This window comes from Burkholderia sp. Ed8 (assembly GCF_040761425.1).
GTDB classification, from domain to species: Bacteria; Pseudomonadota; Gammaproteobacteria; order Burkholderiales; family Burkholderiaceae; genus Burkholderia; species Burkholderia seminalis.
Genome location: NZ_CP142886.1, coordinates 746,911 through 773,342 on the forward strand (window position 1 = coordinate 746,911; position 26,432 = coordinate 773,342).

Genomic DNA, 26,432 nt, shown 5'->3' on the forward strand with positions numbered 1-26,432 from the left:
GATGGCGCTCATGCGCCGGCCGACTTCTTCGCCGCACGCCGCGCGGCGTACAGGCCGAAGCCGAGCGCGGCCGCCGCCATCGCCCACCACTGAAACATGTAACCGTAATTGCGCTCGACGCCGGTCGTTGCCGCCGGCCAGTCGCGCACGAGCCTGTCGCCGTCGTCGCTCGTCTGCTGGATCACGAACGGCTGCAGCGGCAGCCCCGTTTCCTTCGCATACTCGGCGACGTCCAGGTTCTGCCGGATCTTCTGGTGCGCGGCCGACCCGCCCTCGCCAAGCTCGAACGCACGCGATGCGTCGGCACGCGCGATGCCGACGATCTCGACGTCGCCCGCCGGCGTCGCGAACGGCTCGATCGCGGTGCGATCGGCGATATTGCGCGGCAGCCAGCCGCGGTTCACGAGCACGACACCGCCGCCCGTGAGTTTAAACGGCATCACGACGTAAAAACCCGGCTGGTCGTTATACGGCCGATTGTCGAGAAACACCGCCTGCTCCGGCAGGAAACGGCCCCTGGCCCGCACGCGATGGAACTCGATCGACGCAAGCGGCATCGGCTGCGCGCCGACGTCGACGGGCGCCGCCTGCTCGTAGCGCGCGATGCTCGCCTGCAGCGCTTCCTTCTGGTGCGCGCGATCGCGCTGCCAGAAACCGAGCCGGATCGTCACGGCGACGACGACGAGGATCAGGAGCGCGGGCAGCCAGCGGATCTTCATCATGCGGCCCGCCGGGCACATGCGCGAAAGCGAAGTGCGATAATTATCCCCTTCCTTTCGAATGGCCGTCGTCCGGTTCGTGTCATGCACATCCTCGTTCCCATCGCCTTCGTCCTCATCATTGCCAGCATGGGCTCGGCGCTCTACTTCATGATGCACGACCGCGGCCACACGAAACGCATGGTCTGGTCGCTCGCCACCCGTGTCGGGCTGTCGGTGTCGCTGTTCCTGCTCATCCTGATCGCGAACTGGATGGGCTGGATCCATTCGACCGGCCTGCCGATCGGGCGTTGATGCCGTTGCCGCGGCGGCCGCTGTGACATTTCGCCGCACGGTCGCGCCACCAAGCAAAAGCGCCGCCTGACTGAGTCGCGGCGGCGCCAGGGTGGTGTCGGCAGGCAGCGGCGCTACCCGGTCGGCACCAATGAAAACGGCCCGCGCATTGCTGCGCGGGCCGTTTTTCCATTTACAGCCAGTAGACGACGACGTACAGGCCGAGCCAGACGACGTCGACGAAGTGCCAGTACCACGCGGCGCCTTCGAATGCGAAGTGATGATCGGGCTTGAAGTGGCCGCGGATCATCCGCACCAGCACCACCGCGAGCATCGTGCCGCCGAGGAACACGTGGAAACCGTGGAAGCCCGTCAGCAGGAAGAACGTCGAGCCGTACACGCCGGAGTTCAGCGTCAGGTTCAGTTCGTTGTACGCGTGGTAGTACTCGAAGCCCTGCAAGAACAGGAAGCAGATACCGAACACGAGCGTCGCGGCCAGCCATGCGATCGCCTTCTTGCGATGATCGTCACGCAGCGCATGGTGCGAGATCGTCAGCGTCACACCCGACGACAGCAGGAATGCGGTGTTCAGCGTCGGGATCGGCCACGGGCCCATCGTCTTGAAGTGCCCGGCGAGCGCGGCGGGGCCTTCGTTCGGCCACACGGCGGAGAAGTCCGGCCAGATCAGCTTGTAGTCGAGGCTGCCGAGCTGGTGCAGCGCGATTTCACGCGCATAGAACAGCGCGCCGAAGAACGCGCCGAAGAACATCACTTCCGAGAAGATGAACCAGCTCATGCTCCAGCGGTACGACTTGTCGACGTTCTTGCCGTAATGACCGCCTTCCGATTCGGCGATCGCGTCGCCGAACCAGTGATACAGCGTGAAGAGCAACCACAGCAGGCCGAGCAGCGCCGTAAACGGCGCCCAGTCGTGACCGTTGATCCACAGCGCTACCGAGCCGAGCATGACCAGCAGGCCGATGGCCGCGCTGATCGGATGCTGCGACGGATGCGGCACGAAATAGTACGGGGTCTGGTTTTGACCGCTCATGCTTGATTCTCCACTTCAGTCCAATTTGTGTACCGGAAACCGCTCCGGCTTTATTTCTTGCGCGGCGCGACTGCCACCGCTCTTTCCCGCACGCCGCGCCGTGACGCCGCGCACTGCATTCTTTCGTGGCCGCGGGCCTCAGCCCACGACGGCACGCACGATCAGGATCAGCACGCCGATGAACACGCCGGCCGCGAGCAACGCGACGATCAGCACGTGCAGCGGATTCAGCTGCGTCGCATCGGCCTCCAGGTCGCGCCGCTTGCGCACGCCGAAGAACGACCACAGCACGGCTTTCAGCGCCTGGCCGAACGACCCGCCCCGCTTGACCTCCGTCATCGCCCCGCCTCCGTCGTCATGCGTCCGGCTTCGCCGTGCCCTGCGCCGCGGTACTGCGCTGCGCCGGTGCCGGCGTGGCCGGGGTATTCAGTTCGAAGAACGTGTACGACAGCGTGATCGTCTTCACGTCCTTCGGCAGTTTCGGATCGATCACGAACACCACCGGCATCTTGCGCGACTCGTTCGCGGCCAGCGTCTGCTGCGTAAAGCAAAAGCACTCGATCTTCTTGAAGAACTCCGTCGCCTGCTTCGGCGCGTAGCTCGGAATCGCCTGCGCCACGACCGGCCGGCCCTGCCCGTTCGTCACGTCGTACACGATCGTCATCAGTTCGCCCGGATGCACGTCGAGGCTGTTGTGCTCCGGCTTGAAACCGAGCGGCCCGCGCGCGTTCGCATCGAACTCGACCGACACCGTGCGGCTGTAGTCGACCTGCGAGTTCTTCACCTCGCGCTCGCTGACGTCGCGCTGCACCAGGTTGTTGATGCCGGTGATCTGGCAGATCGCCCGATACATCGGGATCAGCGCGAAGCCGAAACCGAACATCAGTCCGGCCACGACGAAGAGCTTCACCAGCATCGAACGATTGAACGCGCGATCGACGGCGCCCTCTTCCGGCTTCGACATACGACGACTTCCTCGCTACTGCGTCAGTTGCTGCATCAGTGAGTGGACAGCCACCACTGCTTGATCACGACACCCACAAAGAAAACGGCGGCGATGACGAGCAGGGTGAGGCCGAGCCGCTTGTTGCCCGCGCGAATCTGCTCGGGCGTTCGTCTTTCTTGTGGATTCCGGTTCATCTGAAACTTCGCTGAAACCTCAATGCGGCGCCCGCCGCGCCTGCCATCAAGGCAGGCAGCGGCCGGGCGCACCATGAAACTTACTCGACGTGCGGCGGTTGCTCGAACGTGTGGAACGGAGCCGGGCTCGGCACCGTCCACTCGAGGCCCGTCGCGCCGTCCCACGGCTTGTCCGACGCCTTTTCCAGCTCGCCGCCGCCACGGTAGGCCGGCAGCGCGACCGCGAACAGGAAGTACACCTGCGCGAGGCCGAAGCCGAATGCGCCGATCGTCGCCACCTGGTTGAAGTCCGTGAACTGCGCCGGGTAGTCCGCATAACGACGCGGCATGCCGGCCAGACCGACGAAGTGCATCGGGAAGAACGTCAGGTTGAAGAAGATCATCGACGCCCAGAAGTGGATCTTGCCGCGCGTCTCGTTGTACATCCAGCCCGTCCACTTCGGCGCCCAGTAGTACCAGCCCGAGAACAGCGCGAACAGCGAGCCGGCCACCAGCACGTAGTGGAAGTGCGCCACCACGAAGTAGGTGCCGTGATACTGGATGTCGAGCGGCGCCATCGCGAGCATCAGGCCCGTCAGGCCGCCGAACGTGAACACGAACAGGAAGCCGATCGCGAACAGCATCGGGGTTTCGAACGTCATCGAGCCGCGCCACATCGTCGCGAGCCAGTTGAACACCTTCACGCCCGTCGGCACGGCGATCAGCATCGTCGCGTACATGAAGAACAGCTGGCCGGTGACCGGCATGCCCGTCGCGAACATGTGGTGCGCCCAGACCATGAACGACAGGATCGCGATCGATGCCGTCGCGTACACCATCGAGCTATAGCCGAACAGCGTCTTGCGTGCGAACGCCGGGATCACCTGCGACACGATCCCGAACGCCGGCAGAATCATGATGTACACCTCGGGGTGGCCGAAGAACCAGAAGATGTGCTGGTACATCACCGGGTCGCCGCCGCCTGCCGCGTTGAAGAACGACGTGCCGAAGTGGCGGTCGAACAGCACCATCGTGATCGCGCCTGCCAGAACCGGCATCACCGCGATCAGCAGGTACGCCGTGATCAGCCACGTCCATGCGAACATCGGCATCTTCATCAGCGTCATGCCCGGTGCGCGCATGTTCAGGATCGTCACGACGATGTTGATCCCGCCCATGATCGACGACGCGCCCATGATGTGGACCGCGAAGATCGCGAAGTCCATGCCCGGGCCCATCTGCGTCGACAGCGGTGCGTACAGCGTCCAGCCGGCAGCCGTCGCGCCGCCCGGCGCGAAGAACGAACCGACCAGCAGCACGGCCGCGACCGGCAGCAGCCAGAAGCTGAAGTTGTTCATCCGCGCGAACGCCATGTCGGATGCGCCGATCTGCAGCGGAATCATCCAGTTCGCGAAGCCGACGAATGCCGGCATGATCGCGCCGAACACCATGATCAGGCCGTGCATCGTCGTGAGTTCGTTGAAGAACTCCGGACGCATGATCTGCAGGCCCGGCTCGAACAGCTCGGCACGGATGCCGAGCGCCATCACGCCGCCCGACAGGAACATGATGAACGAGAACAGCAGGTACAGCGTACCGATGTCCTTGTGGTTGGTGGCGAACAGCCAGCGACGCCAGCCGTGCGGCATTTCGTGCGCGTGGTCGTCGTGCGCGTGGTCCGCGGCTACGTCGTGCCCGATGCTAGACATGAGAATCTCCTAATGCGAATACGTCGACTAACTCAGCGACACGTCAAGCCGCCGGGCCGATCTCGACACGCCGGGCTTCCTTAGCGTCAGCCCCGCCCGTGATCGTTTCCGGCTTTTTCATGATGATGTGGTCTTCCGCCACGCCTGCTGCCTTCAGCGCGTCGCGCACGGCCTGTGCACGATGCTTCGCCAGTTCGGCGTTCGCGTCGGCCGAGCCCGTCTTGTCGGTGAAACCCGACAGCGCGAGCTTCGCGTCCGGATGTGCCTTCGCATAGTCGGCCGCGGCGGCGATCGCCGCTTTCGCGTCGGCCGGCAGCACGCTCTTGCCCGTTTCGAAGTAGATCGTCGACAGCGCGGCCGATGCCGCCGGCTGCTCGGCGGCGCCCGACGCGGCTTGCGCCGGTGCCGATGCCGCTTCCGCCGGTGCCGCTGCCGCGCCTGCCGCGTCTTCCGGCATCTTGCCGTTGCGCGCGTCGGCCACTTGCTTCGGCTGCAGCAGGTCGTTCTTGTGGTTGCCCCACGAGTTGCGTTCGTACGTGATGACCGACGCGATGTCGAGGTCCGACAGCGACGCCCACGACGGCATCGCGCCCTTGCCGTGCAGCACGCGCTCGACGTGGCCGGCGATCGGGCCGTTCACGATCGGGCTGCCGTCCATCGCCGGGAACGCGCCGAGGCCCTTGCCGCTCACCTGGTGGCAGGCCGCGCAGTTCGCCTTGTAGACTTCCTCGCCGTGCGCGACGAGTTCAGCCATCGTGTAGACCTTGTTCGGATCGACCGACGCGCTGGCCAGCTTGGCCTTCTGCGCCGTGACCCACTTCGCGTAGTCGTCTTCCGACAGCACTTCGACGACGACCGGCATGTACGCGTGTTCCTTGCCGCACAGCTCGGTACAGAAACCGCGGAACGTGCCGACCTTGTCGGCCTTGAACCACGTGTCGCGCACGAAGCCGGGGATCGCATCCTGCTTCACGCCGAACGCGGGCACGTACCACGAGTGGACGACGTCGTTCGCGGTCGTGATGATGCGGATCTTCTTGTTGACCGGCACGACGAGCGGGTTGTCGACTTCCTGCAGATAGGTGTCGGTGATCGGCTTCTTGCCCATCACTTCGTCGCGCGGGGTGGTCAGCGTCGACAGGAAGCCGATGCCCTCGCCCGGGCCCTTCACGTAGTCGTAGCCCCACTTCCACTGGTAGCCGGTGACCTTGATCGTGAGATCGGCGTTCGTCGTGTCCTTCATCGCGACGACGGCCTTCGTCGCCGGCAGCGCCATCAGCACGACGATGACGAACGGCACGATCGTCCAGATGATCTCGACGGTCGTGCTTTCATGGAAATTGGCGGCCTTGTGGCCTTTGGATTTGCGGTGCGCGAAGATCGAATAGAACATCACGCCGAACACGCCGACGAAGATCACCGTACACAGGATCAGCATCATCGTGTGGAGATCGTAGAGCTCCTCGGCGATTTTCGTGACCGGCGGCTGAAAGTTGATCTCGTTGACGCGGGGGCCGCCCGGGCTATCACCGACCGCCAGGGCGGCACCGGCAAAGAGCAATCCGCTGCATGCCAGCACGCCCGTGAGGGCTCGCTTGATTGTTTTCATAGCATCCTTACCCAAAATTTCCATTCAAACCCTCCCCCGTCGCAAGCCGCCGGCCCGTATCGGCCGGTGCCCGCGCCTCGTCAGCCGCAGCGCCTGAGCGACACGCGCAGTTCGTCGGCGAACTGCGCACGCTTGTACTGCGCGAGATGCTGCCCGATCACGACGGTCTGCCCGCGCGATACCAGTCGAATCGGATCGCGTGGCGTCGCACCCGGCTCGACCCGCACCCAGCGCGGGTTGAATTCGATCTGCGTGAGCCGCTCCGCATCCATCCGCTCGATCACGAGCCGATGCGGAAACAGCCTGATGCGCTCGTAATCGACCGCATGACGAGCATGGATCGCAAATGCGACACCCACTGCCAGCAACTCGATTCCGGTAAAGGGCATGACGAGCCAGGCCCCTCTCCACATCAGCAACGACGCGATCACCAGCGAGAAGCCCGCGAGCGACGCATAAAACAGCACGAACTGGCGTGGCGACACCGAACAGTTGCGTTTGATCAGCCAGTCTTCGAGGACCGGCTCGCCGTTCGTCGTCTCCGCCAAAACCCTCGCTGCTTCCATCGCCGCCTCACGCGAATGGCATGCGATGCATGCCTGCATCGGACTCGTCGCCCCGTATTGCGGGGACCCCGGGACGACAAGCTGACGCATTATAGGCGGGTTCAATGGCATCCACAAGCAAGCGCCTATCGCCCGCCAAGCCAAGCGCGACAAGCTTTTCGGCCATTTTTCGCGCCAATTCGACCCCGCTTTGCGCCGCTAATTTCAGACATAACAAAACCCCTCTTTACCGCTTTACCGATTCTTCGGACGCCCCTTGCCGATATCCTCGATGCGCACGATCCCGTGCCCCTCGGCGGTCGTGCGCGGGACGGCCTTCCATGCGTGGCCGTAGATCACCTCGAAGGTCAGCGGAATCGTGCCGTCCTCGCGCCGGCGCGCCGCCAGCGCATCGCCGAGCGCCGCGCGAAAGCGCCGCGTCGCGTGCCGCGGCGCCGTGCGCTCGAACGGATAGGCGCCCCAGCGGCGCACGTCGGCCAGCAGGGAATCGGGGGATTTGTAGGTGACGGTCAGCACTTCCTGATCCATCACGGGAATCTCGAAGCCGCTCTCGACGAGCATGTCGCCGAGGTCGTGCATGTCGACGAAATCGATCACGCGCGCGGCGGGCGGCGCCATGCCCAGCGCCGCTTCGGCGTCCGCGCAGGCCGCCCGCAGCTCGCGCAGCGTGTCGGGCCCGAGCGTGCTGAACATCAGCAGGCCGTTCACGCGCAGCACGCGCTGCCATTCGGGCAGCACCGCGTCGGGACGCGAATGCCAGTGGAGAGCGAGATTCGACCAGATCAGGTCGAACGCGCCGCCCGGGAACGGCAGCGCGGCGAAATCGGCCTGCGCGACGCGCGGCCCGCGCTGGCCCAGCGCGCGGCCGAGCGACGCCGGCAGCCAGCGGCGCCAGTTGGTTTGTTCGACCTCGCGCTGACCGGCCCGCGCGAGCATCGCGCCGGACAGGTCGACGCCGAACACGGGCGCTTCCGGAAAGCGCGCGCGCAGCGCCGGCAGATCGTCGCCCGGGCCGCAGCCGGCATCGAGCACGGCCGTGGGGCTCACCTTGATGTATTCGAGACGCTCGTTCATCCGCTGCGCGATCTCGCGCGGCAGGAACGCGACCGCGTCGAAGGTGGCGGCACGGCGGTCGAAGATCCGCCGCAGGCGCCTGGCGTCATTGGCCGGACGGCCGGTTGGAGTCGAAGCTGGGGACATGTCGGGCACACTGGCGAAGAGCCCGAAGTATACTCGCTCGCCCCGGAAGCTTCATTGAGACGGGGTGGCAGGAGTGTTGCGATGACCTGCAGTTCCGCCGGACGCACGATGCGCGTCGTTTTGTCGCAGGTTCGCATGCTGGCGGCGAAAGTCGCCGCGGTCGCGCTGCCGAATCGCTGCGCGCTGTGCGGCAATTTGTCACACGCCGTGATCTGCGACGCTTGCGACGCCGCGTACTGGAATGAAGCGCGATTGCGCTGCGACGCCTGCGCGCTGCCGCTGGGTGTCGGGCAGCCGCGTTCGCGCGACGGCCGCCGCACCGGTGCCGGCCACCCGGCCGCGTATCGATGCGATGCGTGCCGCACTGCCCCGCCGCCGTTCGACGCGACGCTCGCGCTCGCGGATTACCGCGCGCCGCTCGACGGGCTGGCACGCGGCCTGAAGTTTCACGCGCGGCTCGCACTCGGCGCCGAATTCGCGGCGCGGCTCGCGCGGCTGGTCGACGATACGCGCGGCGCGGGCCGTTTCGACCGGGTCGCGCCGGTGCCGCTGTCGCACCGGCGGCTCGTCGCGCGCGGCTACAACCAGGCGTGGGCGATCGCACGTCCGCTCGCGCGCCGGCTCGGCGTGCGCGCGGATGCGGCGCTGCTCGCGCGCGTCGCCCACACCGCGCCGCAGTCGCGGCTCGACCGGCAGGCGCGGCGCGACAACGTGATGGCGGCGTTCGTGGTGGCCGGTGACGTCGCCGGCCGCCACATCGCGCTCGTCGACGACGTGATGACGTCCGGCGCGACGCTCGCGGCCGCCGCGCACGCGCTGAAGGCGGCGGGCGCCGCGCGCGTGACGAATCTGGTTGCGCTGCGCACCGCCAGGGATTAATTAGATAGAGAGGCCGGCCACACCTGCGTGGCCGCGGCCGCCACGAACCGGCCGGCCGGGAACGCGCACGTTGCGCGGCCCCGGGCGGCCCAGCCAAACCGAAACATGTTCAACGTCGTCCTCGTCGCTCCCGAAATTCCGCCGAACACCGGCAACGTGATCCGCCTGTGCGCCAATACGGGCGCGCACCTGCACCTGATCGAGCCGCTCGGCTTCCCGCTCGACGACGCACGGATGCGCCGCGCCGGCCTCGACTATCACGAGTATGCGCAGATGCGCGTGCACCGCGACTGGGATGCGTTCGTCGCATCCGAAGCACCCGATCCCGCGCGGATGTTCGCGTTCACGACCCGCGGCTCGGGCCGCTTCCACGATCACGCGTTCCTGCCGGGCGACTGGTTCGTGTTCGGCTCGGAGACCCGCGGCCTGCCCGCCGAGCTGCTCGAGCGCTTTCCGGACGAACAGCGCGTCCGCCTGCCGATGCGGCCGGACAACCGCAGCCTGAACCTGTCCAACACGGTCGCGGTGGTCGTGTTCGAGGCGTGGCGCCAGGCCGGCTTCGAAGGCGGCGCCTGACCCACCGGGCACGCCACCCGCGGCGCGCGATGCGTCAGGTCCGCGTGAGCCGCACGCGATACAGGTCGTAGATGTCGGGGGAAAAGCACGCGAACACCACGCGTGCGAGGTTCGGCGCCTGCGGCAGCATTTCGGCGACGGTGCCGACCGCGATGCCGACGGCCTCCTCGACCGGATAACGATAGATTCCGCAGCTGATTGCCGGGAACGCGATCGACGTCGCGGCGACCTCCTCGGCCAGCTCGATCGCCCGCCGGTAGCACGACGCGAGCAGGTCGGCCTCGCCGCGCCCGCCGCCGTGCCATACGGGGCCGACCGCATGGATCACGTAGCGCGCCGGCAGCCCGTGGCCGCGCGTGAGCTTTGCGTCGCCCGTGTCGCAGCCGCCGAGCGTGCGGCACTCGGCGAGCAGGCCGGGGCCGGCCGCGCGATGGATGGCGCCGTCGACGCCGCCCCCGCCGAGCAGCGAGCCGTTCGCCGCGTTGATGATCGCGTCGACCTCGAGCGTCGTGATGTCGACGACCCGCGCGTCGAGCGTGGTGGAACCGATCTGCAGCATGACACCCTCCCGGAACGCCGGAGACGGTTCAAGCGTAGTCCGCTTTGGTGCCGCGCGCCCGGCGCAACCGCACCGGGAAGCGCCGGTTCGCGCTACTCCGCGCGCGCGTCGCGCCGCAGCAGGCCGCTGACCGCGTCGCGCGGTGCGATGCCGTCGAACAGCACGCCGCACACGGCCTCGGTAATCGGCATTTCGATCGACTGCGCGCGCGCGAGCGCCAGCACGGCCTGCGCGCAGCGCACGCCTTCGGCCACGTGGCCGAGCGCGCCGAGGATGTCGTTCAGCGTGCGGCCGGCCGCCAGTTGCAGGCCGACCGTACGGTTGCGCGACAGGTCGCCCGTCGCGGTGAGGATCAGGTCGCCGAGGCCCGTGAGGCCCGTGAAGGTTTCCGCGCGGCCGCCGAGCGCGACGCCGAGCCGCGACATTTCGGCGAGGCCGCGCGTGATCAGCGCGGCGCGCGCGTTCAGCCCGAGGCCCAGGCCGTCCGAGATGCCGGTCGCGATCGCCAGCACGTTCTTCACCGCGCCGCCGACCTCGACGCCGACCACGTCGTCGCCCGTGTAGATCCGCATGGCGCCGTGATGGAACGCGGCGAGCGTGCGCTCGCGGCATGCGGCCGACGTGCTCGCCACCGTCAGCGCGACGGGCAGCGACTGGCCGACCTCGCGCGCGAAGCTCGGGCCCGACAGCACGCCGTTGCTCTGCTGCTCGGGCAGCTCGGCCGCGATCACCTGGTGCGGCAGCAGATGCGTGTCGGCCTCGAAGCCCTTGCAGACCCAGACGATATGCGCGGGCACGCAGCCTGCGTCGCGCATCGCGCGGCACAGCGTGCGCAGCCCGGCCACGGGCGCGGCGATCACGCACAGCGCGTCGTCCGCGGCGCCGTGCGCGAGCGCGGCGCCGAGATCGGCGTCGTAGCGCAACGCGTCGGGCAGCGCGATGCCGCCCAGATAGCGGGCGTTTTCGTGCCGGGCCTGCAGCCCGGCGATGAGCGCGGCGTCGCGCGCCCACAGAAGCGTATCGTGCCGCGCGGCCAGATGGCCCGCGAGCGCGGTGCCCCAGGCACCGGCACCGAGAACGGCTACTTTCATACCCAGCACCGGTCTGCGTTCAACGTCAGTTCAGCGTCGTGCCGTTCGGCGCGCCTGCCGCGGCGCCGGCCTGCTGCTGAAGCTGCGCGAGGCGCTGCTCGTACAGCGCCTGGAAGTTGATTTCCGCCAGGTGGATCGGCGGGAAGCCCGCGCGCGTGATCGCGTCGGCGATGTTCGAACGCAGGTACGGGAACAGGATCGTCGGGCAAGCGATGCCGACGAGCGGGTCGAGCTGTTCGTCCGGAATGTTGCGGATGTCGAAAATACCGGCCTGCTTCGCTTCGATCAGGAACGCGACCTTGTCCTTCACCTTCGCCGTGACGGTACCCGACACGACGACTTCGAACACGCTTTCCGCGAGACGGTCGGCCTTCACGTCGACTTCGACTTCAACCGACGGCATGTCCTGCTCGAGGAAGATCGCCGGCGAATTCGGCTGCTCGAGCGACATATCCTTCAGGTAGACGCGCTGGATGTTGAAGAACGGTTGGTTTTCGACGTCGGACATGGTGTTTCCCTAAAAGTGGTGACGGGGCGGCCCGGCTTCTCGCCGGCCGCCACGGATGAATCCTGCGCGCCCAAGCCGCGGCGCGGCCGGCGGCCATTCTGCCCTAATCAGGCCGCTTGCAGAAGCGGCACGAGCCCGCCTTCGCGGTCGAGCTTCGACAGATCGTCGTAACCGCCGACGTGCGTGTCGCCGATATAGATCTGCGGCACCGTGCGGCGCCCCGTGCGCGTCATCATTTCCTCGCGGCGGGCCGGATCGCGATCGATCAGCACCTTCTCGATCTGCTCGACCCCGCGCAGCTTCAGCAGGCGCTCGGCCTGCATGCAATACGGACACACCTGCGTGCTGTACATCAAAACCTTGTTCACTTCGCCACTCCTTGTTTGACGACCGGCATCCCGGCCTGCTGCCAGGCGGCCACGCCGCCCTCGAGCACGTGCACCTCGGCGTAACCGGCCGCCTCGACCTCGCGCGCCGCCTTCTGCGACTGCTGGCCGTTCTGGCAGACGAGCAGCACCGGCGTGCTCTTGTTCTTCGCGACTTGCGCAATTTTCGCGCCGATCTCGCCCGCAGCGACCTGGCGCGCCGACGGCAGGTGGCCGGCGGCGAAATCGGACGCGGCGCGCAGGTCGATCACGACCGCGTTGCGACGGTTGATGAGTTGCGTCGCCTCCGCGGCCGACAGGCCGCCACGGCCGCGGCGCAATGCGGGCCAGGCCAGCAGGCCGCCGGAGACCACCAGGATCGCGATGAGGGCCAGGTTCGTGTAATCGGTAAAGAACGTCACGGAATTCCGCCGGAAAAAGAGAAATCGGATGAGGACAATCCCGCCATTATAAAATAACCGTCTTGCGCGATGGCGGGCCCCGGTCGGGTCCCGTGCGACGCGCCCCGCTTCCCTATCACTACCGACCGCAAGATCCATGTACAAACTCGTTCTCATCCGCCACGGCGAATCGACGTGGAACAAGGAAAACCGCTTCACCGGCTGGGTCGACGTCGACCTGACCGAACAGGGTCGCAACGAGGCCTACCAGGCCGGCGAATTGCTCAAGGAGGCCGGCTACACGTTCGACATCGCGTACACGTCGGTGCTCAAGCGCGCGATCCGCACGCTGTGGCACGTGCAGGACCGGATGGACCTGATGTACCTGCCGGTCGTCCATTCGTGGCGCCTGAACGAGCGCCACTACGGTGCGCTGTCGGGCCTGAACAAGGCGGAAACGGCCGCGAAGTTCGGCGACGAGCAGGTGCTCGTGTGGCGCCGCAGCTACGACACGCCGCCGCCCGCGCTCGAGCCGACCGACGAGCGCGCGCCGTTCAACGACCCGCGCTACGCGAAGGTGCCGCGCGAGCAGCTGCCGCTCACCGAGTGCCTGAAGGACACGGTCGCGCGCGTGCTGCCGCTGTGGAACGAATCGATCGCGCCGGCCGTCCGTGCCGGCAAGCAGGTGCTGATCGCCGCGCACGGCAACTCGCTGCGCGCGCTGATCAAGTACCTCGACGGCATCTCGGACAGCGACATCGTCGGCCTGAACATCCCGAACGGCGTGCCGCTCGTGTATGAACTCGACGAGAACCTGAAGCCGATCCAGCACTATTACCTCGGCGACCAGGACGCGATCGCGCAGGCGCAGGCCGCCGTCGCGAAGCAGGGCAAGGCGGGCTGACGCCCGTCGCGCCGGGCGGGCCGCGTCCGGCGCGGGGTGCCCGGCCGCGGCCCGCACCCCGCGCGAACCTTCTCGGCCCCGCTGCTGTCGAATCCGCTTTCGAACCCGCAGCGCGGCCGGCGGGGCCCAGCCAGGCCGGCTCCGGGCCGTTTGCGGCGCTTTTCGCGCCGTTCCACTGAGTCTTCGGACGAACAGTTATACTTGTCCGCTACATCCCCGCTACCGCCACGCGCTTCCCGACCGCACCAGATCTCTATGCGAATGAAATTGAAGAACATCGGCCTGATTGCCGCGGGCCTCGCCACGGGCGTGTTCGCCACGCTGCAGGTTTCCGCATCGGCCGAGCAGACCGCCACGGCGCCGCTTCCCCTGGACCAGCTCCGCCTGTTCGCGGAAGTCTTCGGCCAGATCAAGCGCGAGTACGTCGAACCGGTCGACGACAAGAAGCTGCTGACGGCGGCGATCAAGGGCATGGTGTCGAGCCTCGACCCGCACTCGTCGTTCCTCGACAAGACCGACTATGACGAGCTGCAGGAGCAGACGAAGGGCCGCTTCGCGGGTCTCGGCATCGAGATCTCGCAGGAAGACGGCCTCGTCAAGGTGATCTCGCCGATCGAGGATACGCCCGCGTTCCGCGCCGGCATCCGTCCGGGCGACCTGATCACGCGCATCAACGACAAGCCGGTGCGCGGCATGACGCTCGACAAGGCCGTCAAGCAGATGCGCGGCGAGCCGGGCACCAAGGTCACGCTGACGATCTTCCGCAAGAGCGACGACCGCACGTTCCCGGTCACGGTCACGCGCGCGATCATCAAGGTCCAGAGCGTGAAGATGAAGATCCTCGATCCGGGCTACGCGTATGTCCGCATCACGAGCTTCCAGGAACGCACGACGCCCGACCTCGCGCAGAAGCTGCAGGACATCGCGCGCCAGCAGCCGAACCTGAAGGGCCTCATCCTCGACCTGCGCAACAACGGCGGCGGCCTGCTGCAGAGCGCGGTCGGCGTGGCCGGCGCGTTCCTGCCGCCCGACTCGGTCGTCGTGTCGACCAACGGCCAGATCCCCGATTCGAAGCAGGTCTACCGCGATACGTACGACAACTATCGCCTGCCGTCCTTCGACGGCGATCCGCTGAAGAACCTGCCGCCGGTCTTCAAGACCGTGCCGATGATCGTGCTGACGAACGCCTATTCGGCATCCGCGTCGGAAATCGTCGCGGGTGCGCTGCAGGATTCGAAGCGCGCGCAGATCATGGGCAAGACGACGTTCGGCAAGGGTTCGGTGCAGACGGTCCGCCCGATGACGGCCGACACCGCGCTGCGCCTGACCACCGCGTACTACTACACGCCGAGCGGCCGTTCGATCCAGAACAAGGGCATCACGCCGGACGTGCCGGTCGATCAGTACGCGGACGGCGATCCCGACGACGTGCTCGTGACGCGCGAGGTCGACTACACGAACCACCTCGCGAACACGCAGGACCCGAACGAGAAGAAGGAACAGGAAGAGCGCGAGCAGCGCCGGATGGATCAGCTGCGCATCCTCGAAGAGCAGAACGACAAGAAGACGCCGGAGCAACGCCAGAAGGATCGCGATCGCAAGCCGATCGAGTTCGGCAGCGCCGACGACTTCATGATGCAGCAGGCGCTCAACAAGCTCGAGGGCAAGCCGGTCCAGGAATCGAAGTCGCTGCTCGCCGAGAGCACGAAGAGCCCGACCGGCAAGGCTGCCGCCGTATCGAAGGCATCGGGCGCCAGCGCAAAGCCGGCGTCCGCACCGAAGCCCGCGTCGGCGCCGAAGTAAGCGCCGGCCGGCATCCGACGGGCCATCGCGGGAAGACCGCGATGGCCCGTTTTTCATGCGCGCCTAAAATAACGAAACGTCCGCCCGCCTCGCCCCACGACTCCCCATGAACGACGATCAACTCCTGCGCTACTCCCGACACATCCTCGTCGACGAAATCGGCATCGACGCGCAGCAGCGCTTTCTCGACGCGCATGCGATCGTCGTCGGCGCGGGCGGCCTCGGCTCGCCCGCCGCGATGTACCTCGCGGCATCGGGTGTCGGCACGATCACGCTCGTCGACGCCGATACGGTCGACCTCACGAACCTGCAGCGGCAGATCCTGCACGTGACGGCATCGGTCGGCCGCAGCAAGGTCGAATCGGGGCGCGACGCACTCGCGCAGCTGAACCCCGAGGTGAAGGTGAACGCGGTCGCGGCACGCGTCGACGATGCGTGGCTCGACACGCACGTCCCGCGGGCGACCGTCGTGCTCGACTGCACCGACAACTTCGCGACGCGCCACGCGATCAACCGCGCGTGCGTCGCGCACGGCGTGCCGCTCGTGTCGGGCGCCGCACTGCGTTTCGACGGCCAGATCAGCACGTTCGACTTCCGCGATCCGGCCGCGCCCTGCTATGCGTGCGTGTTCCCGGAAGACCAGCCGTTTGAGGAAGTCGCGTGCGCGACGATGGGCGTGTTCGCACCGACGGTCGGGATCATCGGCGCGATGCAGGCGGCCGAAGCGCTGCGCGTGATCGGCGGCATCGGCAAGACGCTCAACGGGCGGCTGATGATGCTCGATTCGCTGCGAATGGAGTGGACGACGATGAAAATCGCGCGCCAGGCCGACTGCCCCGTGTGCGGGGGCCGGCATTGACGCGCGACGGGCAGGCGCCGAGCGGCGCCTGCGCGACACGGCGACAGCGAGCGGCGACCTGGCCGCCTAGGCGGCCGCATCCGCCCGCGGCTCGGCGACCGACAACCGCTGCAACGCCGCCTGCACCTCTTCCGGCTCGAACGCCGTGAGCACGTCGGCCGTCGGCTTCTCGAGCGCCTTCAGATGCGCGCGCAGGATCTCCTGCTTCACGACGAGCAGCTGGCTCGGGTGCATCGAGAACTCGGTGAGCCCCATCCCGAGCAACAGGCGCGTGAGCGCCGGATCGCCCGCCATCTCCCCGCACACCGACACCGACACGCCCGCGCGCTTCGCTTCGCGCAGCGTATAGGCGATCAGGTGCAGCACGGCCGGATGCAGCGGGTCGTACAGGTGCGCGACCGCGTTGTCGGCGCGGTCGATCGCGAGCGTGTACTGGATCAGGTCGTTCGTGCCGATCGACAGGAAATCGAACCGCTTCAGGAACAGCGGCAGCGCGATCGCCGCGGCCGGAATCTCGATCATCGCGCCGATGCGCACGTTCCGGTCGTACGCGAGCCCCGCATCGTCGAGCTGGCGCTTCGCCTCGCGGATCAGGTCGAGCGTCTGGTCGATTTCCTGCGCGTGCGCGAGCATCGGGATCAGGATCTTCACCTGGCCGAACGCGGACGCGCGCAGGATCGCCCGCAGCTGCGTGAGGAACATCTGCGGCTCGGACAGGCTCCAGCGGATCGCGCGCAGGCCGAGCGCCGGGTTCGGCGCGGTTTCGTAGCCTTCGTCGAGCGCCTCGAGCGGCTTGTCCGCGCCGACGTCGATCGTGCGGATCGTCACCGGCATGCCCTTCATCCACTCGACGGCGCGCTTGTACGCGGCGAACTGCTCCTCCTCTTCCGGCATCTCCTTCTGATGCATGAACAGGAACTCGGAGCGGAACAGGCCGACGCCGACCGCACCGGCCTCGACGGCCGCCTTCGCGTCGTCGGGCAGCTCGATGTTCGCGTACAGCTCGATCTTGGTGCCGCACAACGTTTGCGTCGGCGAGAACTTCAGCCGCTGCAGCTTGCGCTGCTCCAGCTGCTTCTCGGACTGGCGGTACGAATATTCCTCGAGGACGATCGGCGCGGGATCGACGATCACGATGCCCTGGTCGCCGTCGACGATGATCAGGTCGTCCTGGCGGATCAGCGCGCTCGCGTGCTGCACGCCGACCGCGGCCGGAATGCCGAGACTGCGCGCGACGATCGCCGTGTGCGACGTGCGCCCGCCGAGATCGGTGACGAACGCCTGGAACGACTGCGTCTTGAACTGCATCATGTCGGCCGGCGCGATGTCGTGCGCGACGACGATCATCTCGTTCGTGCCGTTCTTGGCCGCGCGGTCGAGCGCCTGCGACGCGGACGGCGCACCGGCCAAGGCCTTCAGCACGCGCTCGACCACCTGCTCGATGTCGGCCTTGCGCTCGCGCAGGTATTCGTCCTCGATGTCGTCGAAGTGGCGCGTGAGCAGCTCGAGCTGCTCGGTCAGTGCCCATTCGACGTTGTAGCGGCGCGTGCGGATCAGGTCGATGGTTTCCTGCACGAGCATCTCGTCGCTCAGGATCATCGTGTGGACGTCGATGAATGCGCCGACTTCGCTCGGGGTGTCGTCGGTCAGGTCGGCGCGCAGCGCCTCGAGTTCGTGATGCACGACGTCGAGCGCCGTGCGGAATCGCTCGACCTCGGCGTCGATCTGGGGTGCCTCGACCAGGTAATGGGCGACGTCGAGCGCCGCCGGCGCGATCAGATACGCTCGCCCGATCGCGATACCACGTGAGACGGGAATGCCATGCAGCGTGAAGGACACGCGCACCTCCTCTGTACAAGTAAAGCCGCGGCACACTGCTGCGATGCGCTTATGACCCCGGTTAGCGATTATAAATTCCGCGCCCCCCCGCTGACTGCATGCACCGCAGCATTGCGCATTCCGCATCAATGCTGCCGACGAAAAAAATGCCGCGAAATCCGCGGCATTCTGACTGGAAACGGCAACGATCGCGCGTGGCGATCACTGGCCTTCGCCGAACTTGTCGGCGATCAGCTTCAGCAGCGCGTCCATCGCTTCCTGCTCGTCGGACCCTTCGGTCTCGATCGTCACGGTGCTGCCGATCCCCGCCGCCAGCATCATCACGCCCATGATGCTCTTCGCATTGATCTTGCGCCCGTTGCGCGTCATCCAGACTTCCGACTGGAAGTTGCCGGCCAGTTGCGTGAGCTTGGCCGATGCGCGCGCATGGAGCCCCAATTTATTGACGATGGTGGTTTCTTGTTGAAGCATGATTCTCGGTCGGGTCGGTCGAGGCCGCCGGCGGCGCACGCCGGCGGTGTGGTCTAAAACGGAAAACGGGAAATCAGTGCGACTCGGTGCGCGGCTGCGGTTCCGGCGGAATCGGCGCGCATTGGCCGCAGCCGGTTTCCGTCGGCGGCGGCGGTGTGCCGGCCGACACCTCGTGGACGCCCTTCGCGCCGCCGGACAGCGCCTTGTCGACGAGCTTGTCGAGCGGCACGGTACGGTAGCAGACGGCCCGCACGAGCATCGGCAGGTTCACGCCCGCCAGCACGCGCACGTTGTCGAGCTTCGCGAGCTGGCCGGCGATGTTCGCCGGCGTCGCGCCGTACATGTCGGTCAGCACGACCACGCCGTTGTCTTCCCGGAGCCGCGCGAGTTCCGCGTGCGCGAACGCCATCACCTGGGCCGGGTCGCTGTCCGCCATCACGTCGATACAGCCGATGCGGGCAGGCACGCCGCCATAGATGTGCGCGATGCAGTCCCGCAGCGCGGTGGCGAGCGGAGCGTGCGCGATGATCAGGATCCCGGCCATGTCAGATCGCTCCCGGCCGCCCCTGGCGGGCCGACGCCCCGCGGCGGGGCAATGAGCGTAGCGAGTGTGGGAAACGTTTCATGTTCAGCCTTGCAACAGTATCGGCCCGACCGCCGGGCCTTCGGTGCGCCGAAAACGGCACCTGGCAAGCGGGCATTGTAGCAGGCCGGTCAAGCGGCTCCGGCGACGGGGGGCCTGCGCGACCGCCGCCGGGGTTGCGCGGAAAGCGGCCTACGCGGCCGCACGCTCCAGCGCGTCGATGAACATCGCGGCGACGTCGAAGCCCGTTTGCTCCATGATCTCGCGGAAGCACGTCGGACTCGTGACGTTCACCTCGGTCAGCCAGTCGCCGATCGCATCGAGGCCGACCAGCAGCAGCCCGCGCGACGCGAGCACGGGCCCGAGCGTGGCCGCGATCTCGCGATCGCGGGCCGTCAGCGGCTGCGCGACGCCGAGCCCGCCCGCGGCGAGATTGCCGCGCACCTCGCTGCCCTGCGGAATCCGCGCGAGCGAATACGGCACGGGCTCGCCGGCGATCAACAGGATGCGCTTGTCGCCCGCCTTGATCTCCGGAATGAACTTCTGGATCATCAGCGAGCGCGTGCCGTCATGGCCGAGCATCTCGATGATCGCGCCGAGATTCATCCCGTCGGCCTTCACGCGGAACACGCCCATCCCGCCCATCCCGTCGAGCGGCTTCACGATCACGTCGCCATGCTCGGCGTGGAATGCACGCAAGCGCGCCGCGTCGCGCGTGACGAGCGTCGGCGCGACGAACTGCGGAAACTCGCCGATCGCCAGCTTCTCCGAGTGATCGCGGATCGACTGCGGCTTGTTGAACACGCGTGCGCCCGCGCGTTCGGCCAGCTCCAGCATCCAGGTGGCCGTCACGTACTCCATGTCGAACGGCGGATCCTTGCGCATCAGCACCGCGCCGAACGACGTCAGTTGACGCGACTCGTGCGCGGCCGCCTCGTACCACGGACGGCGATGCAGGTCGGTCGTGTCGCCGACGATCGTCACGCGCTGCACGTCCGCCTCGACGCCCGAGCCCGTCCACGCGAGCTGGTGCGGCTGGCACGTGTACACCGCATGCCCGCGCCGGGCGGCCTCCGCCATCATCGCGTAGGTCGAATCCTTGTAGATCTTGAAATGCTCGAGCGGGTCGGCGATAAAAAGAATGTCCATGCGGGTCCTGTACGTAGCGAAGGTCCGTTACACCTGGATGGCTTCGGGATCGGTCTTTTCCAGTTCGATCGACGACGCGATCAGCGACAGCCGCGCGACGACGCCGTACATGTAGAAACGGTTCGGCGGCGCGGCGCCGGGCTTCGCGCCGGCATCCGGCAGCGCGGTGTGCTCGAAGCCGAGCGGCACGTAGTGCATGCCGGGCGCGTTCAGGTTCTGGTCGCGCTCGCGGCCGCCGTGCGTGCGGTAGAAGCCGCCGACCACGTAGCGGTCGATCATGTACACGACGGGCTCGGCCACTTCGTCGCCGACGCGCTCGAACGTATAGACGCCTTCCTGCACGATCACGTCGCGCACCGCGAGGCCGGCCTTCGACTCGGCCATCTGCGCGCGCTCGGCCTTCGACATCCGGCCGATCTCGGCCGCGTCGTGCACGGTCATCACGCCGCGCCCCGCCGTGCCCGCGTCGGCCTTCACGACGACGTACGGCTTCTCGCTGATCCCGTATTCGCGATACTTGCGCGCGATCTTCTTCAGCACGCCGTCGATCGCGTCGGCGAGCGCCTGCTCGCCTTCATGCGCCTGCCAGTCGACGCCTTCCACGTGCGCGAAATACGGATTCACCATCCACGGATCGACGCCGACCATCTTCGCGAACTTCTTCGCGACGTCGTCGTAGCACGCGAAGTGCGTCGACTTGCGGCGCACGGCCCAGCCCGCGTGCAGCGGCGGCAGCAGGTACTGCTCGTGCAGGTTTTCCAGCACGGCCGGGATGCCGGCCGACAGGTCGTTGTTCAGCAGGATCGAGCACGGATCGAAATTCTTCAGGCCAAGGCGGCGCGGCGAACGCTCGAGCGGCTCGAGCACGATCTTCTGGCCGTCGGCCAGCGTGATCGGCGTCATGTCGGTGATGCTCGGGTCGAGCGAGCCGAAGCGCACGTTCAGGCCGGCCTGACGCATGATCGTCGCGAGGCGCGCGACGTTTTCGAGGTAGAACGCGTTGCGGGTCGGCAGCTCGGGGATCACGAGCAGGTTCTTCGCGTCCGGGCAGATCTTCTCGATCGCGGCCATCGCGGCCTGCACGGCCAGCGGCAGCACTTCGGACGGCAGGTTGTTGAACGCGCCGGGAAACAGGTTCGCGTCGACGGGCGCCAGCTTGAAGCCGGCATTGCGCAGGTCCACCGAACAATAGAACGGCGGGGTGTGTTCCTGCCATTCGAGCCTGAACCAGCGTTCGATCGCAGGCGTCGCGTCGAGGATCTTCTGCTCGAGTTCGAGCAGCGGACCGTTCAACGCGGTAACGAGGTGGGGAACCATGAATCACTCGCGAGCGGGAGAATGAAGATTGTAGAGCAATTGCCTTGCCCATTTGGGGATTGTTCCCGGCTTCACAAGGATAAGGAGGAAGTTTTCGGCTATTGACCCGATAGAGTGAAGGGTTATCCGCTACGGCAGTGAGTGGCGGGAGAAAAAAAGCCCGCCGGGTAGGCGGGCCGAAGTCGCTGCGCTCATTCGGAGCGGGCGCCGTCGTCGCGGCGGCCCGCTGTTGATTCGTGAGACTTATTCCACGTGCTCGCCGTGCAGGATCACGTCGAGACCTTCGCGCTCTTCCTCTTCGGTCACGCGCAGGCCCATCGTCAGGTCGATCAGCTTCAGCAGCACGAAGCTCAGCACGCCGCTGTAGACCAGCGTGATCAGCACGCCCTTCGCCTGCAGCAGCAGGCTGCCGTCGGCGCCGCCGATGTCCTTGACCGCGAACACACCCGTCAGCAGCGCGCCGAGAATCCCGCCGATGCCGTGCACGCCGAACGCGTCGAGCGAATCGTCGTAGCCGAGCTTCGACTTGAGCCAGGTCGCCGACCAGAAGCAGACGACGCCGGCGGCGATACCGATCACCAGTGCGCCCGCCACGCCGACGAAACCGGCGGCCGGCGTGATCGCCACGAGACCCGCGACCGCGCCCGACACGATGCCGAGCACCGACGGCTTGCCCTTCGCGATCCACTCGGCAAACATCCAGCCGAGCGCCGCGCAGGCGGTTGCCACTTGCGTGGTCAGCATCGCGAAGCCGGCACGGCCGTCGGCCGCGACCGCGGAACCCGCGTTGAAGCCGAACCAGCCGACCCACAGCATCGAGCCGCCGATCATCGTCAGCACGAGGTTGTGCGGCGCCATCGATTCGCGACCGTAGCCGACACGCTTGCCGAGCACGAGGCACGACACGAGGCCCGCGATACCGGCGTTGATGTGCACCACCGTGCCGCCCGCGAAGTCGAGCACGCCGTCGGCCGACAGCCAGCCGGTCGGCTCCCACACCATGTGCGCGATCGGCACGTAGACGATCAGCGACCAGAGCGTCATGAACACGAGCATCGCCGAGAACTTCATGCGATCGGCGAACGCGCCGCAGATCAGCGCCGGCGTGATGATCGCGAACGTCATCTGGTAGACGAAGTAGACCGATTCCGGAATCGTCGTCGCGAGATGGCTGACGGTCAGCGTCGTCGCCTTGTCGCCCTTGATGTAGTTCATGCCGTGCAGGAACGCGCGCGACAGGCCGCCGATGAAGCCGTTGCCCGGCGTGAACGCGAGGCTGTAGCCGACCACCGTCCACAGCACCGTGATCACCGCGGTGATCGCGAAGCTCTGCATCACGGTCGCGAGCACGTTCTTCTTGCGGACCATGCCCGCGTAGAACAGCGCGAGGCCCGGGATCGTCATGAACAGCACGAGCGCGGTGGAGGTCAGCATCCACGCGGTGTCGCCCGCGCTGATCTTCGACGAATCGACCGAGAACGGGGCGGTCGGCGCAGCCGGTGCGGCCGGCGCGGACGCGGCGGCGGCGGCCGATGCGTCGGCGGCGCCCGAAGCCGGTGTGGCGGCAGCGGCGGTGGCGGATGCGTCGGCGGCCGGCGCCGAAGCGGCCGGCGCGGCGGCGGCCGATGCGTCGGAAGCCGTGGCGGCGGGCGCGGATGCGGCCGCGGCGGACGCCGCGTCGTCGGCAAGCGCGGAGCCGACGCCGGCCGCCATCAGCGAACCGGCCATCAGCAGGGACATCAGAAGTTTGCGCATCTTGGGTTTCCTCTTGTCGCTTGTCTTGTCTGTTCTGTTACAGCGCGTCGGCGCCGGTCTCCCCGGTGCGAATCCGGATCACTTGCTCGATCGGCGTGACGAAAATCTTGCCGTCGCCGATTTTCCCGGTGCGCGCGGCCCGCTCGATCGCTTCCACCGCCTGGTCGACGAGATCGTCGGACACGGCCGCCTCGATCTTCATCTTCGGCAGGAAATCGACCACGTATTCGGCGCCGCGATACAGCTCGGTATGCCCCTTCTGGCGGCCGAACCCTTTTACCTCCGTCACCGTGATGCCCGAGACGCCAAGCGCCGACAGCGCCTCGCGCGTCTCATCGAGCTTGAACGGCTTGATGATTGCGGTAATGAGTTTCATGAAGTCCTCTCGCTGAGTTGTCCCGTCGAATTGGTTGGAATGTTGTAACGGACTCTCCTCAGCAACTCGCATGCCATGTTGATCCGAGCACCGTCTCGAAGGGCTCGGGAACGGGGTCGCATCCCCCGATGTAAGGCGCCGAAGCCCGGCCGAATGGCCAACGCGGGCCGGTTTGCTGGCGCGGCGAAAGGAACGTTGCTAGAGTGCACGCACGTCCCGGATTACCGGGCCATTCACCCATGCCGGCGCCATGCCCGGAATTCGCGCCCCCGGCGCACCATTTCCGGTCATGCGTGCATCATGGGCACGTACGCAACTGAAGATGCACAATTTTTGTGCAAGGAAGGGGAATCACATGAAGCAACCCAGCGACGTTTTCAACGATCTGCAGTCGCGCGTCAGCGACCTGCTGAAAAACTCGCCGGCCAAGGACGTCGAGCGCAACGTGAAGGCCATGCTGTCGCAAGGCTTCTCGAAGCTCGATCTCGTCACGCGCGAGGAATTCGACACGCAGGCCCAGGTGCTCGCCCGCACCCGCGTGCGCCTCGAGGAACTCGAAAAGCGCGTCGCGGAACTCGAGCAGAAGCTCGCCGCACCGCAGGCCTGACGCCGCACCCGGCCGCAAGGTCCGGGCGCGGGCCGCCTCGCGCGGCCCGCGCCCGCCACCGCCGAGCCTCCGTTTTCGTCGTAGTTCGTCGTCCGTCGTTCTCCGCAGCACCCCGCTCTTCGCAGTCCATCGCTCTTCGCAGTTCGTCGTTTCGCAGCCCCTCGTTCTTTCCCCGCGCCACGCCGGCACGCGCGCACCGATTTCTCCGATTCCCGCGGCATGCGGCCCCGAACGGCCGTCGTCCGCCTGCTTACAGGAGCCTCGCCATGTCGCTCGCCGTGGTGCGCAGTCGCGCGCCCGCCTCCGGCCGCGCGCCGGACGTTACCGTCGAAGTCCATCTCGCCAACGGGCTGCCGTCGTTCTCGATCGTCGGCCTGCCCGATCTCGAAGTCCGCGAGAGCCGCGAGCGCGTGCGCGCCGCGCTGCAGAACTGCGGCTTCGAATTTCCCGTGCGCCGCATCACCGTGAATCTCGCGCCGGCCGACCTGCCCAAGGAGTCGGGCCGGTTCGACCTGCCGATCGCGCTCGGCATCCTCGCCGCGAACGGCCAGATCCCGGCCGACGCGCTGGCCGGCCGCGAATTCGCCGGCGAACTGTCGCTGACGGGCGCGCTGCGGCCGATGCGCGGCGCGTTCGCGATGGCGTGCGGTGCCGCGCGGGACTGGCGGGCGGGCGAAACCGGATCGGAACCGGGCTCGGGCCCGGACGCCGTCGCGACGCCGGGCTCCGCGGCGGCCTCACGCGCGCCGGAGTTGTACCTGCCGTTCGACAGCGCGGCCGAGGCCGCGCTCGTGCCGGGCGTGACCGTGTTCGGCGCGCGCGACCTGCCCGCGCTGTGCGCGCACCTCGCCGATGCGCCGGACGGGCGGCTCACGCCGGTCGCGGCGCCCTGCCTCGACGGCCTGCCGGCGCCGGCCGCGCCCGACCTCGCGGATGTGGTCGGCCAGCGCGGGGCGCGGCGTGCGCTCGAAGTCGCCGCCGCGGGCGGCCATCACATGCTGATGGTCGGGCCGCCGGGGGCCGGCAAGTCGATGCTGGCCGCGCGGCTGGCCGGCCTGCTGCCGCCGCTGACCGACGACGAGGCGCTGACGTCGGCCGCGCTGCTTTCCGCGAGCCGCCTCGGCTTCTCGCCCGCGCAGTGGCGCCGGCGGCCGTTCCGTTCGCCACATCACTCGTCGAGCGCCGCCGCGCTGGTCGGCGGCCGCAATCCGCCACAGCCGGGCGAAATCACGCTCGCGCATCTCGGCGTGCTGTTTCTCGACGAGCTGCCGGAATTCGACCGGCACGTGCTCGAAATGCTGCGCGAGCCGCTCGAAGCCGGCCGCATCACGATTTCGCGCGCGGCCCAGCAGGCCGACTTCCCGGCCGCGTGCCAGTTGATCGCCGCGATGAATCCGTGCCCGTGCGGCTGGCACGGCGATCCGTCCGGGCGCTGCCGCTGCTCGCCGGACGTCGCCGCGCGCTACCTGCGCAAGCTGTCGGGGCCGCTGCTCGATCGCATCGACATCCAGATCGACCTGCCCGCGCTGTCGCCGGCCGAGCTCGCGTCGCGCACGACGGCGCCCGGCGAGCCGAGCGCGGCGGTGGCCGCGCGCGTCGCGCAGGCGCGGGCGCTGCAGCTCGACCGGCAGGGCAAGACGAATCACATGCTGAGCGGCCGCGAGACCGACGACCTGTGCCGGCCGACCGACGAAGGCGAGCGGCTGTTGCGCGAGGCCGGCGAGCGCTTCGGCTGGTCGGCGCGCGCGTATTTCCGCGTGCTGAAAGTGGCGCGGACGATCGCCGACCTGGCCGGCGACCCGCTGCCGACGGCCGCGCAGATCGCCGAGGCGATCCGCTACCGGCGCGCGCTCACGGCGCTCTGAGTGCCCTCTTAGGACAAAATCCGGCTGTCAAGACTTGACTTATGCACAATTTAGCGAATCCGGCCCCGGATCGCGGCTCGCCGGGGCCGTTGCGTGACGGAATCCGTATCCCTTTGTTTTCATTGATCTTTCCCAAACGGCACGTGCACGGCCAAATGAGCCGGAAGGCCGTCCGGTGAGGCTCGGCGGGAAATCCGGGTGACTTTTCAACAAAGTTATCCACATGCGCTGTGGATAGTCGAAAAAACCTCGCAAAATCCGGTCACTAGCGTCGAAAGC

At 67.3% G+C, this 26,432-nt stretch carries 29 protein-coding genes; 8 read left to right on the forward strand and 21 right to left on the reverse strand.

Features of this window, described 5'->3' with window-relative positions:
• Positions 1-8 precede the first annotated feature (8 nt).
• Positions 9-719: an SURF1 family protein gene (locus tag VXM69_RS17385; RefSeq protein ID WP_233623211.1), complete on the reverse strand. Its 711-nt coding sequence runs from the start codon at positions 717-719 to the stop codon at positions 9-11.
• 84 nt (positions 720-803) lie between these two features.
• Between VXM69_RS17385 and VXM69_RS17390 the strand changes: the two genes are divergently transcribed.
• Complete coding sequence (locus VXM69_RS17390) at positions 804-1,013, forward strand: twin transmembrane helix small protein (RefSeq protein ID WP_011353273.1); 210 nt, start codon at positions 804-806, stop codon at positions 1,011-1,013.
• A 172-nt stretch (positions 1,014-1,185) separates the two neighbouring features.
• Here the strand turns inward: VXM69_RS17390 and VXM69_RS17395 are convergent, their stop codons facing one another.
• From VXM69_RS17395 to VXM69_RS17430, 8 genes are all read right to left on the reverse strand, one after another.
• Positions 1,186-2,043: a cytochrome c oxidase subunit 3 gene (locus VXM69_RS17395; protein WP_027785504.1), complete on the reverse strand. Its 858-nt coding sequence runs from the start codon at positions 2,041-2,043 to the stop codon at positions 1,186-1,188.
• A gap of 138 nt (positions 2,044-2,181) precedes the next feature.
• Positions 2,182-2,382 carry a DUF2970 domain-containing protein gene (locus VXM69_RS17400; protein ID WP_021163748.1) on the reverse strand — a complete coding sequence of 67 codons (201 nt, stop codon included), beginning with the start codon at positions 2,380-2,382 and terminating at the stop codon, positions 2,182-2,184.
• Between the two features lie 16 nt (positions 2,383-2,398).
• Positions 2,399-3,007 carry a cytochrome c oxidase assembly protein gene (locus VXM69_RS17405; protein ID WP_034189231.1) on the reverse strand — a complete coding sequence of 203 codons (609 nt, stop codon included), beginning with the start codon at positions 3,005-3,007 and terminating at the stop codon, positions 2,399-2,401.
• A gap of 35 nt (positions 3,008-3,042) precedes the next feature.
• The gene (locus VXM69_RS17410; protein ID WP_006752059.1) at positions 3,043-3,183 is read right to left on the reverse strand and encodes a cytochrome oxidase small assembly protein; all 141 of its coding nucleotides are present in this window, start codon (positions 3,181-3,183) and stop codon (positions 3,043-3,045) included.
• Between the two features lie 80 nt (positions 3,184-3,263).
• Positions 3,264-4,871, reverse strand: coding sequence for a cytochrome c oxidase subunit I (gene ctaD, locus VXM69_RS17415; protein ID WP_021163746.1), 1,608 nt, complete (start codon positions 4,869-4,871; stop codon positions 3,264-3,266).
• 43 nt (positions 4,872-4,914) lie between these two features.
• On the reverse strand, positions 4,915-6,504 hold the full coding sequence (coxB, locus tag VXM69_RS17420) for a cytochrome c oxidase subunit II (RefSeq protein ID WP_059558770.1): 1,590 nt from the start codon (positions 6,502-6,504) through the stop codon (positions 4,915-4,917).
• Positions 6,505-6,560: 56 nt separating this feature from the next.
• Positions 6,561-7,085, reverse strand: a complete 525-nt coding sequence (locus tag VXM69_RS17425) for a DUF2244 domain-containing protein (protein WP_049030539.1) — start codon at positions 7,083-7,085, stop codon at positions 6,561-6,563.
• 195 nt (positions 7,086-7,280) lie between these two features.
• Positions 7,281-8,246: a methyltransferase domain-containing protein gene (locus tag VXM69_RS17430; RefSeq protein WP_034189228.1), complete on the reverse strand. Its 966-nt coding sequence runs from the start codon at positions 8,244-8,246 to the stop codon at positions 7,281-7,283.
• Between the two features lie 81 nt (positions 8,247-8,327).
• Between VXM69_RS17430 and VXM69_RS17435 the strand changes: the two genes are divergently transcribed.
• Together VXM69_RS17435 and trmL are read left to right on the forward strand one after the other, a co-directional pair.
• The gene (locus tag VXM69_RS17435) at positions 8,328-9,125 is read left to right on the forward strand and encodes a ComF family protein (RefSeq protein ID WP_367189955.1); all 798 of its coding nucleotides are present in this window, start codon (positions 8,328-8,330) and stop codon (positions 9,123-9,125) included.
• 105 nt (positions 9,126-9,230) lie between these two features.
• Complete coding sequence (gene trmL / locus VXM69_RS17440; protein WP_034189226.1) at positions 9,231-9,701, forward strand: tRNA (uridine(34)/cytosine(34)/5-carboxymethylaminomethyluridine(34)-2'-O)-methyltransferase TrmL; 471 nt, start codon at positions 9,231-9,233, stop codon at positions 9,699-9,701.
• Between the two features lie 34 nt (positions 9,702-9,735).
• Here trmL and VXM69_RS17445 read toward each other — a convergent pair whose 3' ends face one another.
• The 5 genes from VXM69_RS17445 to VXM69_RS17465 form a co-directional block, all read right to left on the reverse strand.
• Positions 9,736-10,260 (reverse strand): O-acetyl-ADP-ribose deacetylase, encoded by a 525-nt coding sequence (locus VXM69_RS17445; RefSeq protein ID WP_367189956.1) that lies wholly within the window; start codon positions 10,258-10,260, stop codon positions 9,736-9,738.
• 92 nt (positions 10,261-10,352) lie between these two features.
• Positions 10,353-11,351: an NAD(P)H-dependent glycerol-3-phosphate dehydrogenase gene (locus tag VXM69_RS17450; protein WP_367189957.1), complete on the reverse strand. Its 999-nt coding sequence runs from the start codon at positions 11,349-11,351 to the stop codon at positions 10,353-10,355.
• Between the two features lie 25 nt (positions 11,352-11,376).
• Positions 11,377-11,859 carry a protein-export chaperone SecB gene (gene secB, locus VXM69_RS17455; protein ID WP_011353285.1) on the reverse strand — a complete coding sequence of 161 codons (483 nt, stop codon included), beginning with the start codon at positions 11,857-11,859 and terminating at the stop codon, positions 11,377-11,379.
• 107 nt (positions 11,860-11,966) lie between these two features.
• Positions 11,967-12,227, reverse strand: a complete 261-nt coding sequence (grxC, locus tag VXM69_RS17460) for a glutaredoxin 3 (RefSeq protein ID WP_006477722.1) — start codon at positions 12,225-12,227, stop codon at positions 11,967-11,969.
• Positions 12,224-12,646 carry a rhodanese-like domain-containing protein gene (locus tag VXM69_RS17465; protein WP_034189223.1) on the reverse strand — a complete coding sequence of 141 codons (423 nt, stop codon included), beginning with the start codon at positions 12,644-12,646 and terminating at the stop codon, positions 12,224-12,226. Before VXM69_RS17465 ends, grxC begins: the two co-directional genes overlap by 4 nt.
• Before the next feature lie 136 nt (positions 12,647-12,782).
• Here VXM69_RS17465 and gpmA point away from each other — a divergent pair, with 136 nt between their 5' ends.
• The 3 genes from gpmA to VXM69_RS17480 all read left to right on the forward strand — a co-directional run bounded on the left by gpmA (position 12,783) and on the right by VXM69_RS17480 (position 16,191).
• Positions 12,783-13,529, forward strand: coding sequence for a 2,3-diphosphoglycerate-dependent phosphoglycerate mutase (gpmA, locus tag VXM69_RS17470; RefSeq protein ID WP_034189222.1), 747 nt, complete (start codon positions 12,783-12,785; stop codon positions 13,527-13,529).
• 255 nt (positions 13,530-13,784) lie between these two features.
• Entirely contained in the window at positions 13,785-15,332 is a 1,548-nt protein-coding gene (locus VXM69_RS17475; RefSeq protein ID WP_034189221.1) for a S41 family peptidase, read from the forward strand.
• Between the two features lie 106 nt (positions 15,333-15,438).
• Positions 15,439-16,191, forward strand: a complete 753-nt coding sequence (locus tag VXM69_RS17480) for a molybdopterin-synthase adenylyltransferase MoeB (protein WP_034189220.1) — start codon at positions 15,439-15,441, stop codon at positions 16,189-16,191.
• 66 nt (positions 16,192-16,257) lie between these two features.
• On the opposite strand, the gene ptsP is transcribed toward VXM69_RS17480, so the two are convergent.
• From ptsP to VXM69_RS17515, 7 genes are all read right to left on the reverse strand, one after another.
• Complete coding sequence (gene ptsP, locus VXM69_RS17485; RefSeq protein ID WP_367189958.1) at positions 16,258-18,030, reverse strand: phosphoenolpyruvate--protein phosphotransferase; 1,773 nt, start codon at positions 18,028-18,030, stop codon at positions 16,258-16,260.
• Between the two features lie 201 nt (positions 18,031-18,231).
• Positions 18,232-18,501 (reverse strand): HPr family phosphocarrier protein, encoded by a 270-nt coding sequence (locus tag VXM69_RS17490; protein ID WP_011353292.1) that lies wholly within the window; start codon positions 18,499-18,501, stop codon positions 18,232-18,234.
• 73 nt (positions 18,502-18,574) lie between these two features.
• A complete protein-coding gene (locus tag VXM69_RS17495) occupies positions 18,575-19,045 on the reverse strand; it encodes a PTS sugar transporter subunit IIA (protein WP_021163157.1) in 471 nt (156 codons plus the stop codon).
• 231 nt (positions 19,046-19,276) lie between these two features.
• Entirely contained in the window at positions 19,277-20,233 is a 957-nt protein-coding gene (gene gshB, locus VXM69_RS17500) for a glutathione synthase (protein WP_034189219.1), read from the reverse strand.
• Between the two features lie 27 nt (positions 20,234-20,260).
• Positions 20,261-21,550, reverse strand: a complete 1,290-nt coding sequence (gene gshA / locus VXM69_RS17505; RefSeq protein ID WP_034189218.1) for a glutamate--cysteine ligase — start codon at positions 21,548-21,550, stop codon at positions 20,261-20,263.
• Positions 21,551-21,793: 243 nt separating this feature from the next.
• On the reverse strand, positions 21,794-23,305 hold the full coding sequence (locus VXM69_RS17510) for an ammonium transporter (protein ID WP_124608974.1): 1,512 nt from the start codon (positions 23,303-23,305) through the stop codon (positions 21,794-21,796).
• 37 nt (positions 23,306-23,342) lie between these two features.
• A complete protein-coding gene (locus tag VXM69_RS17515) occupies positions 23,343-23,681 on the reverse strand; it encodes a P-II family nitrogen regulator (protein WP_006398175.1) in 339 nt (112 codons plus the stop codon).
• Positions 23,682-24,036: 355 nt separating this feature from the next.
• Between VXM69_RS17515 and VXM69_RS17520 the strand changes: the two genes are divergently transcribed.
• Together VXM69_RS17520 and VXM69_RS17525 are read left to right on the forward strand one after the other, a co-directional pair.
• On the forward strand, positions 24,037-24,288 hold the full coding sequence (locus VXM69_RS17520) for an accessory factor UbiK family protein (protein WP_006489451.1): 252 nt from the start codon (positions 24,037-24,039) through the stop codon (positions 24,286-24,288).
• 266 nt (positions 24,289-24,554) lie between these two features.
• Positions 24,555-26,153: a YifB family Mg chelatase-like AAA ATPase gene (locus VXM69_RS17525; RefSeq protein ID WP_034189216.1), complete on the forward strand. Its 1,599-nt coding sequence runs from the start codon at positions 24,555-24,557 to the stop codon at positions 26,151-26,153.
• The last annotated feature ends 279 nt before the right edge of the window (positions 26,154-26,432 follow it).

Coding starts and splice junctions, on each gene's coding strand:
- VXM69_RS17430 (WP_034189228.1), bottom strand. CDS start 8,246: ATGTCCCCAGCTTCGACTCCAACCGGCCGTCCGGCCAATGACGCCAGG.
- VXM69_RS17400 (WP_021163748.1), bottom strand. CDS start 2,382: ATGACGGAGGTCAAGCGGGGCGGGTCGTTCGGCCAGGCGCTGAAAGCC.
- gpmA (WP_034189222.1), top strand. CDS start 12,783: ATGTACAAACTCGTTCTCATCCGCCACGGCGAATCGACGTGGAACAAG.
- secB (WP_011353285.1), bottom strand. CDS start 11,859: ATGTCCGACGTCGAAAACCAACCGTTCTTCAACATCCAGCGCGTCTAC.
- trmL (WP_034189226.1), top strand. CDS start 9,231: ATGTTCAACGTCGTCCTCGTCGCTCCCGAAATTCCGCCGAACACCGGC.
- VXM69_RS17395 (WP_027785504.1), bottom strand. CDS start 2,043: ATGAGCGGTCAAAACCAGACCCCGTACTATTTCGTGCCGCATCCGTCG.
- VXM69_RS17525 (WP_034189216.1), top strand. CDS start 24,555: ATGTCGCTCGCCGTGGTGCGCAGTCGCGCGCCCGCCTCCGGCCGCGCG.
- VXM69_RS17390 (WP_011353273.1), top strand. CDS start 804: ATGCACATCCTCGTTCCCATCGCCTTCGTCCTCATCATTGCCAGCATG.
- VXM69_RS17405 (WP_034189231.1), bottom strand. CDS start 3,007: ATGTCGAAGCCGGAAGAGGGCGCCGTCGATCGCGCGTTCAATCGTTCG.
- VXM69_RS17510 (WP_124608974.1), bottom strand. CDS start 23,305: ATGCGCAAACTTCTGATGTCCCTGCTGATGGCCGGTTCGCTGATGGCG.
- VXM69_RS17450 (WP_367189957.1), bottom strand. CDS start 11,351: ATGAAAGTAGCCGTTCTCGGTGCCGGTGCCTGGGGCACCGCGCTCGCG.
- VXM69_RS17435 (WP_367189955.1), top strand. CDS start 8,328: ATGACCTGCAGTTCCGCCGGACGCACGATGCGCGTCGTTTTGTCGCAG.
- VXM69_RS17410 (WP_006752059.1), bottom strand. CDS start 3,183: ATGAACCGGAATCCACAAGAAAGACGAACGCCCGAGCAGATTCGCGCG.
- gshB (WP_034189219.1), bottom strand. CDS start 20,233: ATGGACATTCTTTTTATCGCCGACCCGCTCGAGCATTTCAAGATCTAC.
- VXM69_RS17425 (WP_049030539.1), bottom strand. CDS start 7,085: ATGCAGGCATGCATCGCATGCCATTCGCGTGAGGCGGCGATGGAAGCA.
- VXM69_RS17480 (WP_034189220.1), top strand. CDS start 15,439: ATGAACGACGATCAACTCCTGCGCTACTCCCGACACATCCTCGTCGAC.
- VXM69_RS17515 (WP_006398175.1), bottom strand. CDS start 23,681: ATGAAACTCATTACCGCAATCATCAAGCCGTTCAAGCTCGATGAGACG.
- VXM69_RS17490 (WP_011353292.1), bottom strand. CDS start 18,501: ATGCTTCAACAAGAAACCACCATCGTCAATAAATTGGGGCTCCATGCG.
- VXM69_RS17475 (WP_034189221.1), top strand. CDS start 13,785: ATGCGAATGAAATTGAAGAACATCGGCCTGATTGCCGCGGGCCTCGCC.
- VXM69_RS17445 (WP_367189956.1), bottom strand. CDS start 10,260: ATGCTGCAGATCGGTTCCACCACGCTCGACGCGCGGGTCGTCGACATC.
- VXM69_RS17520 (WP_006489451.1), top strand. CDS start 24,037: ATGAAGCAACCCAGCGACGTTTTCAACGATCTGCAGTCGCGCGTCAGC.
- coxB (WP_059558770.1), bottom strand. CDS start 6,504: ATGGAAATTTTGGGTAAGGATGCTATGAAAACAATCAAGCGAGCCCTC.
- VXM69_RS17495 (WP_021163157.1), bottom strand. CDS start 19,045: ATGGCCGGGATCCTGATCATCGCGCACGCTCCGCTCGCCACCGCGCTG.
- VXM69_RS17385 (WP_233623211.1), bottom strand. CDS start 719: ATGAAGATCCGCTGGCTGCCCGCGCTCCTGATCCTCGTCGTCGTCGCC.
- gshA (WP_034189218.1), bottom strand. CDS start 21,550: ATGGTTCCCCACCTCGTTACCGCGTTGAACGGTCCGCTGCTCGAACTC.
- ctaD (WP_021163746.1), bottom strand. CDS start 4,871: ATGTCTAGCATCGGGCACGACGTAGCCGCGGACCACGCGCACGACGAC.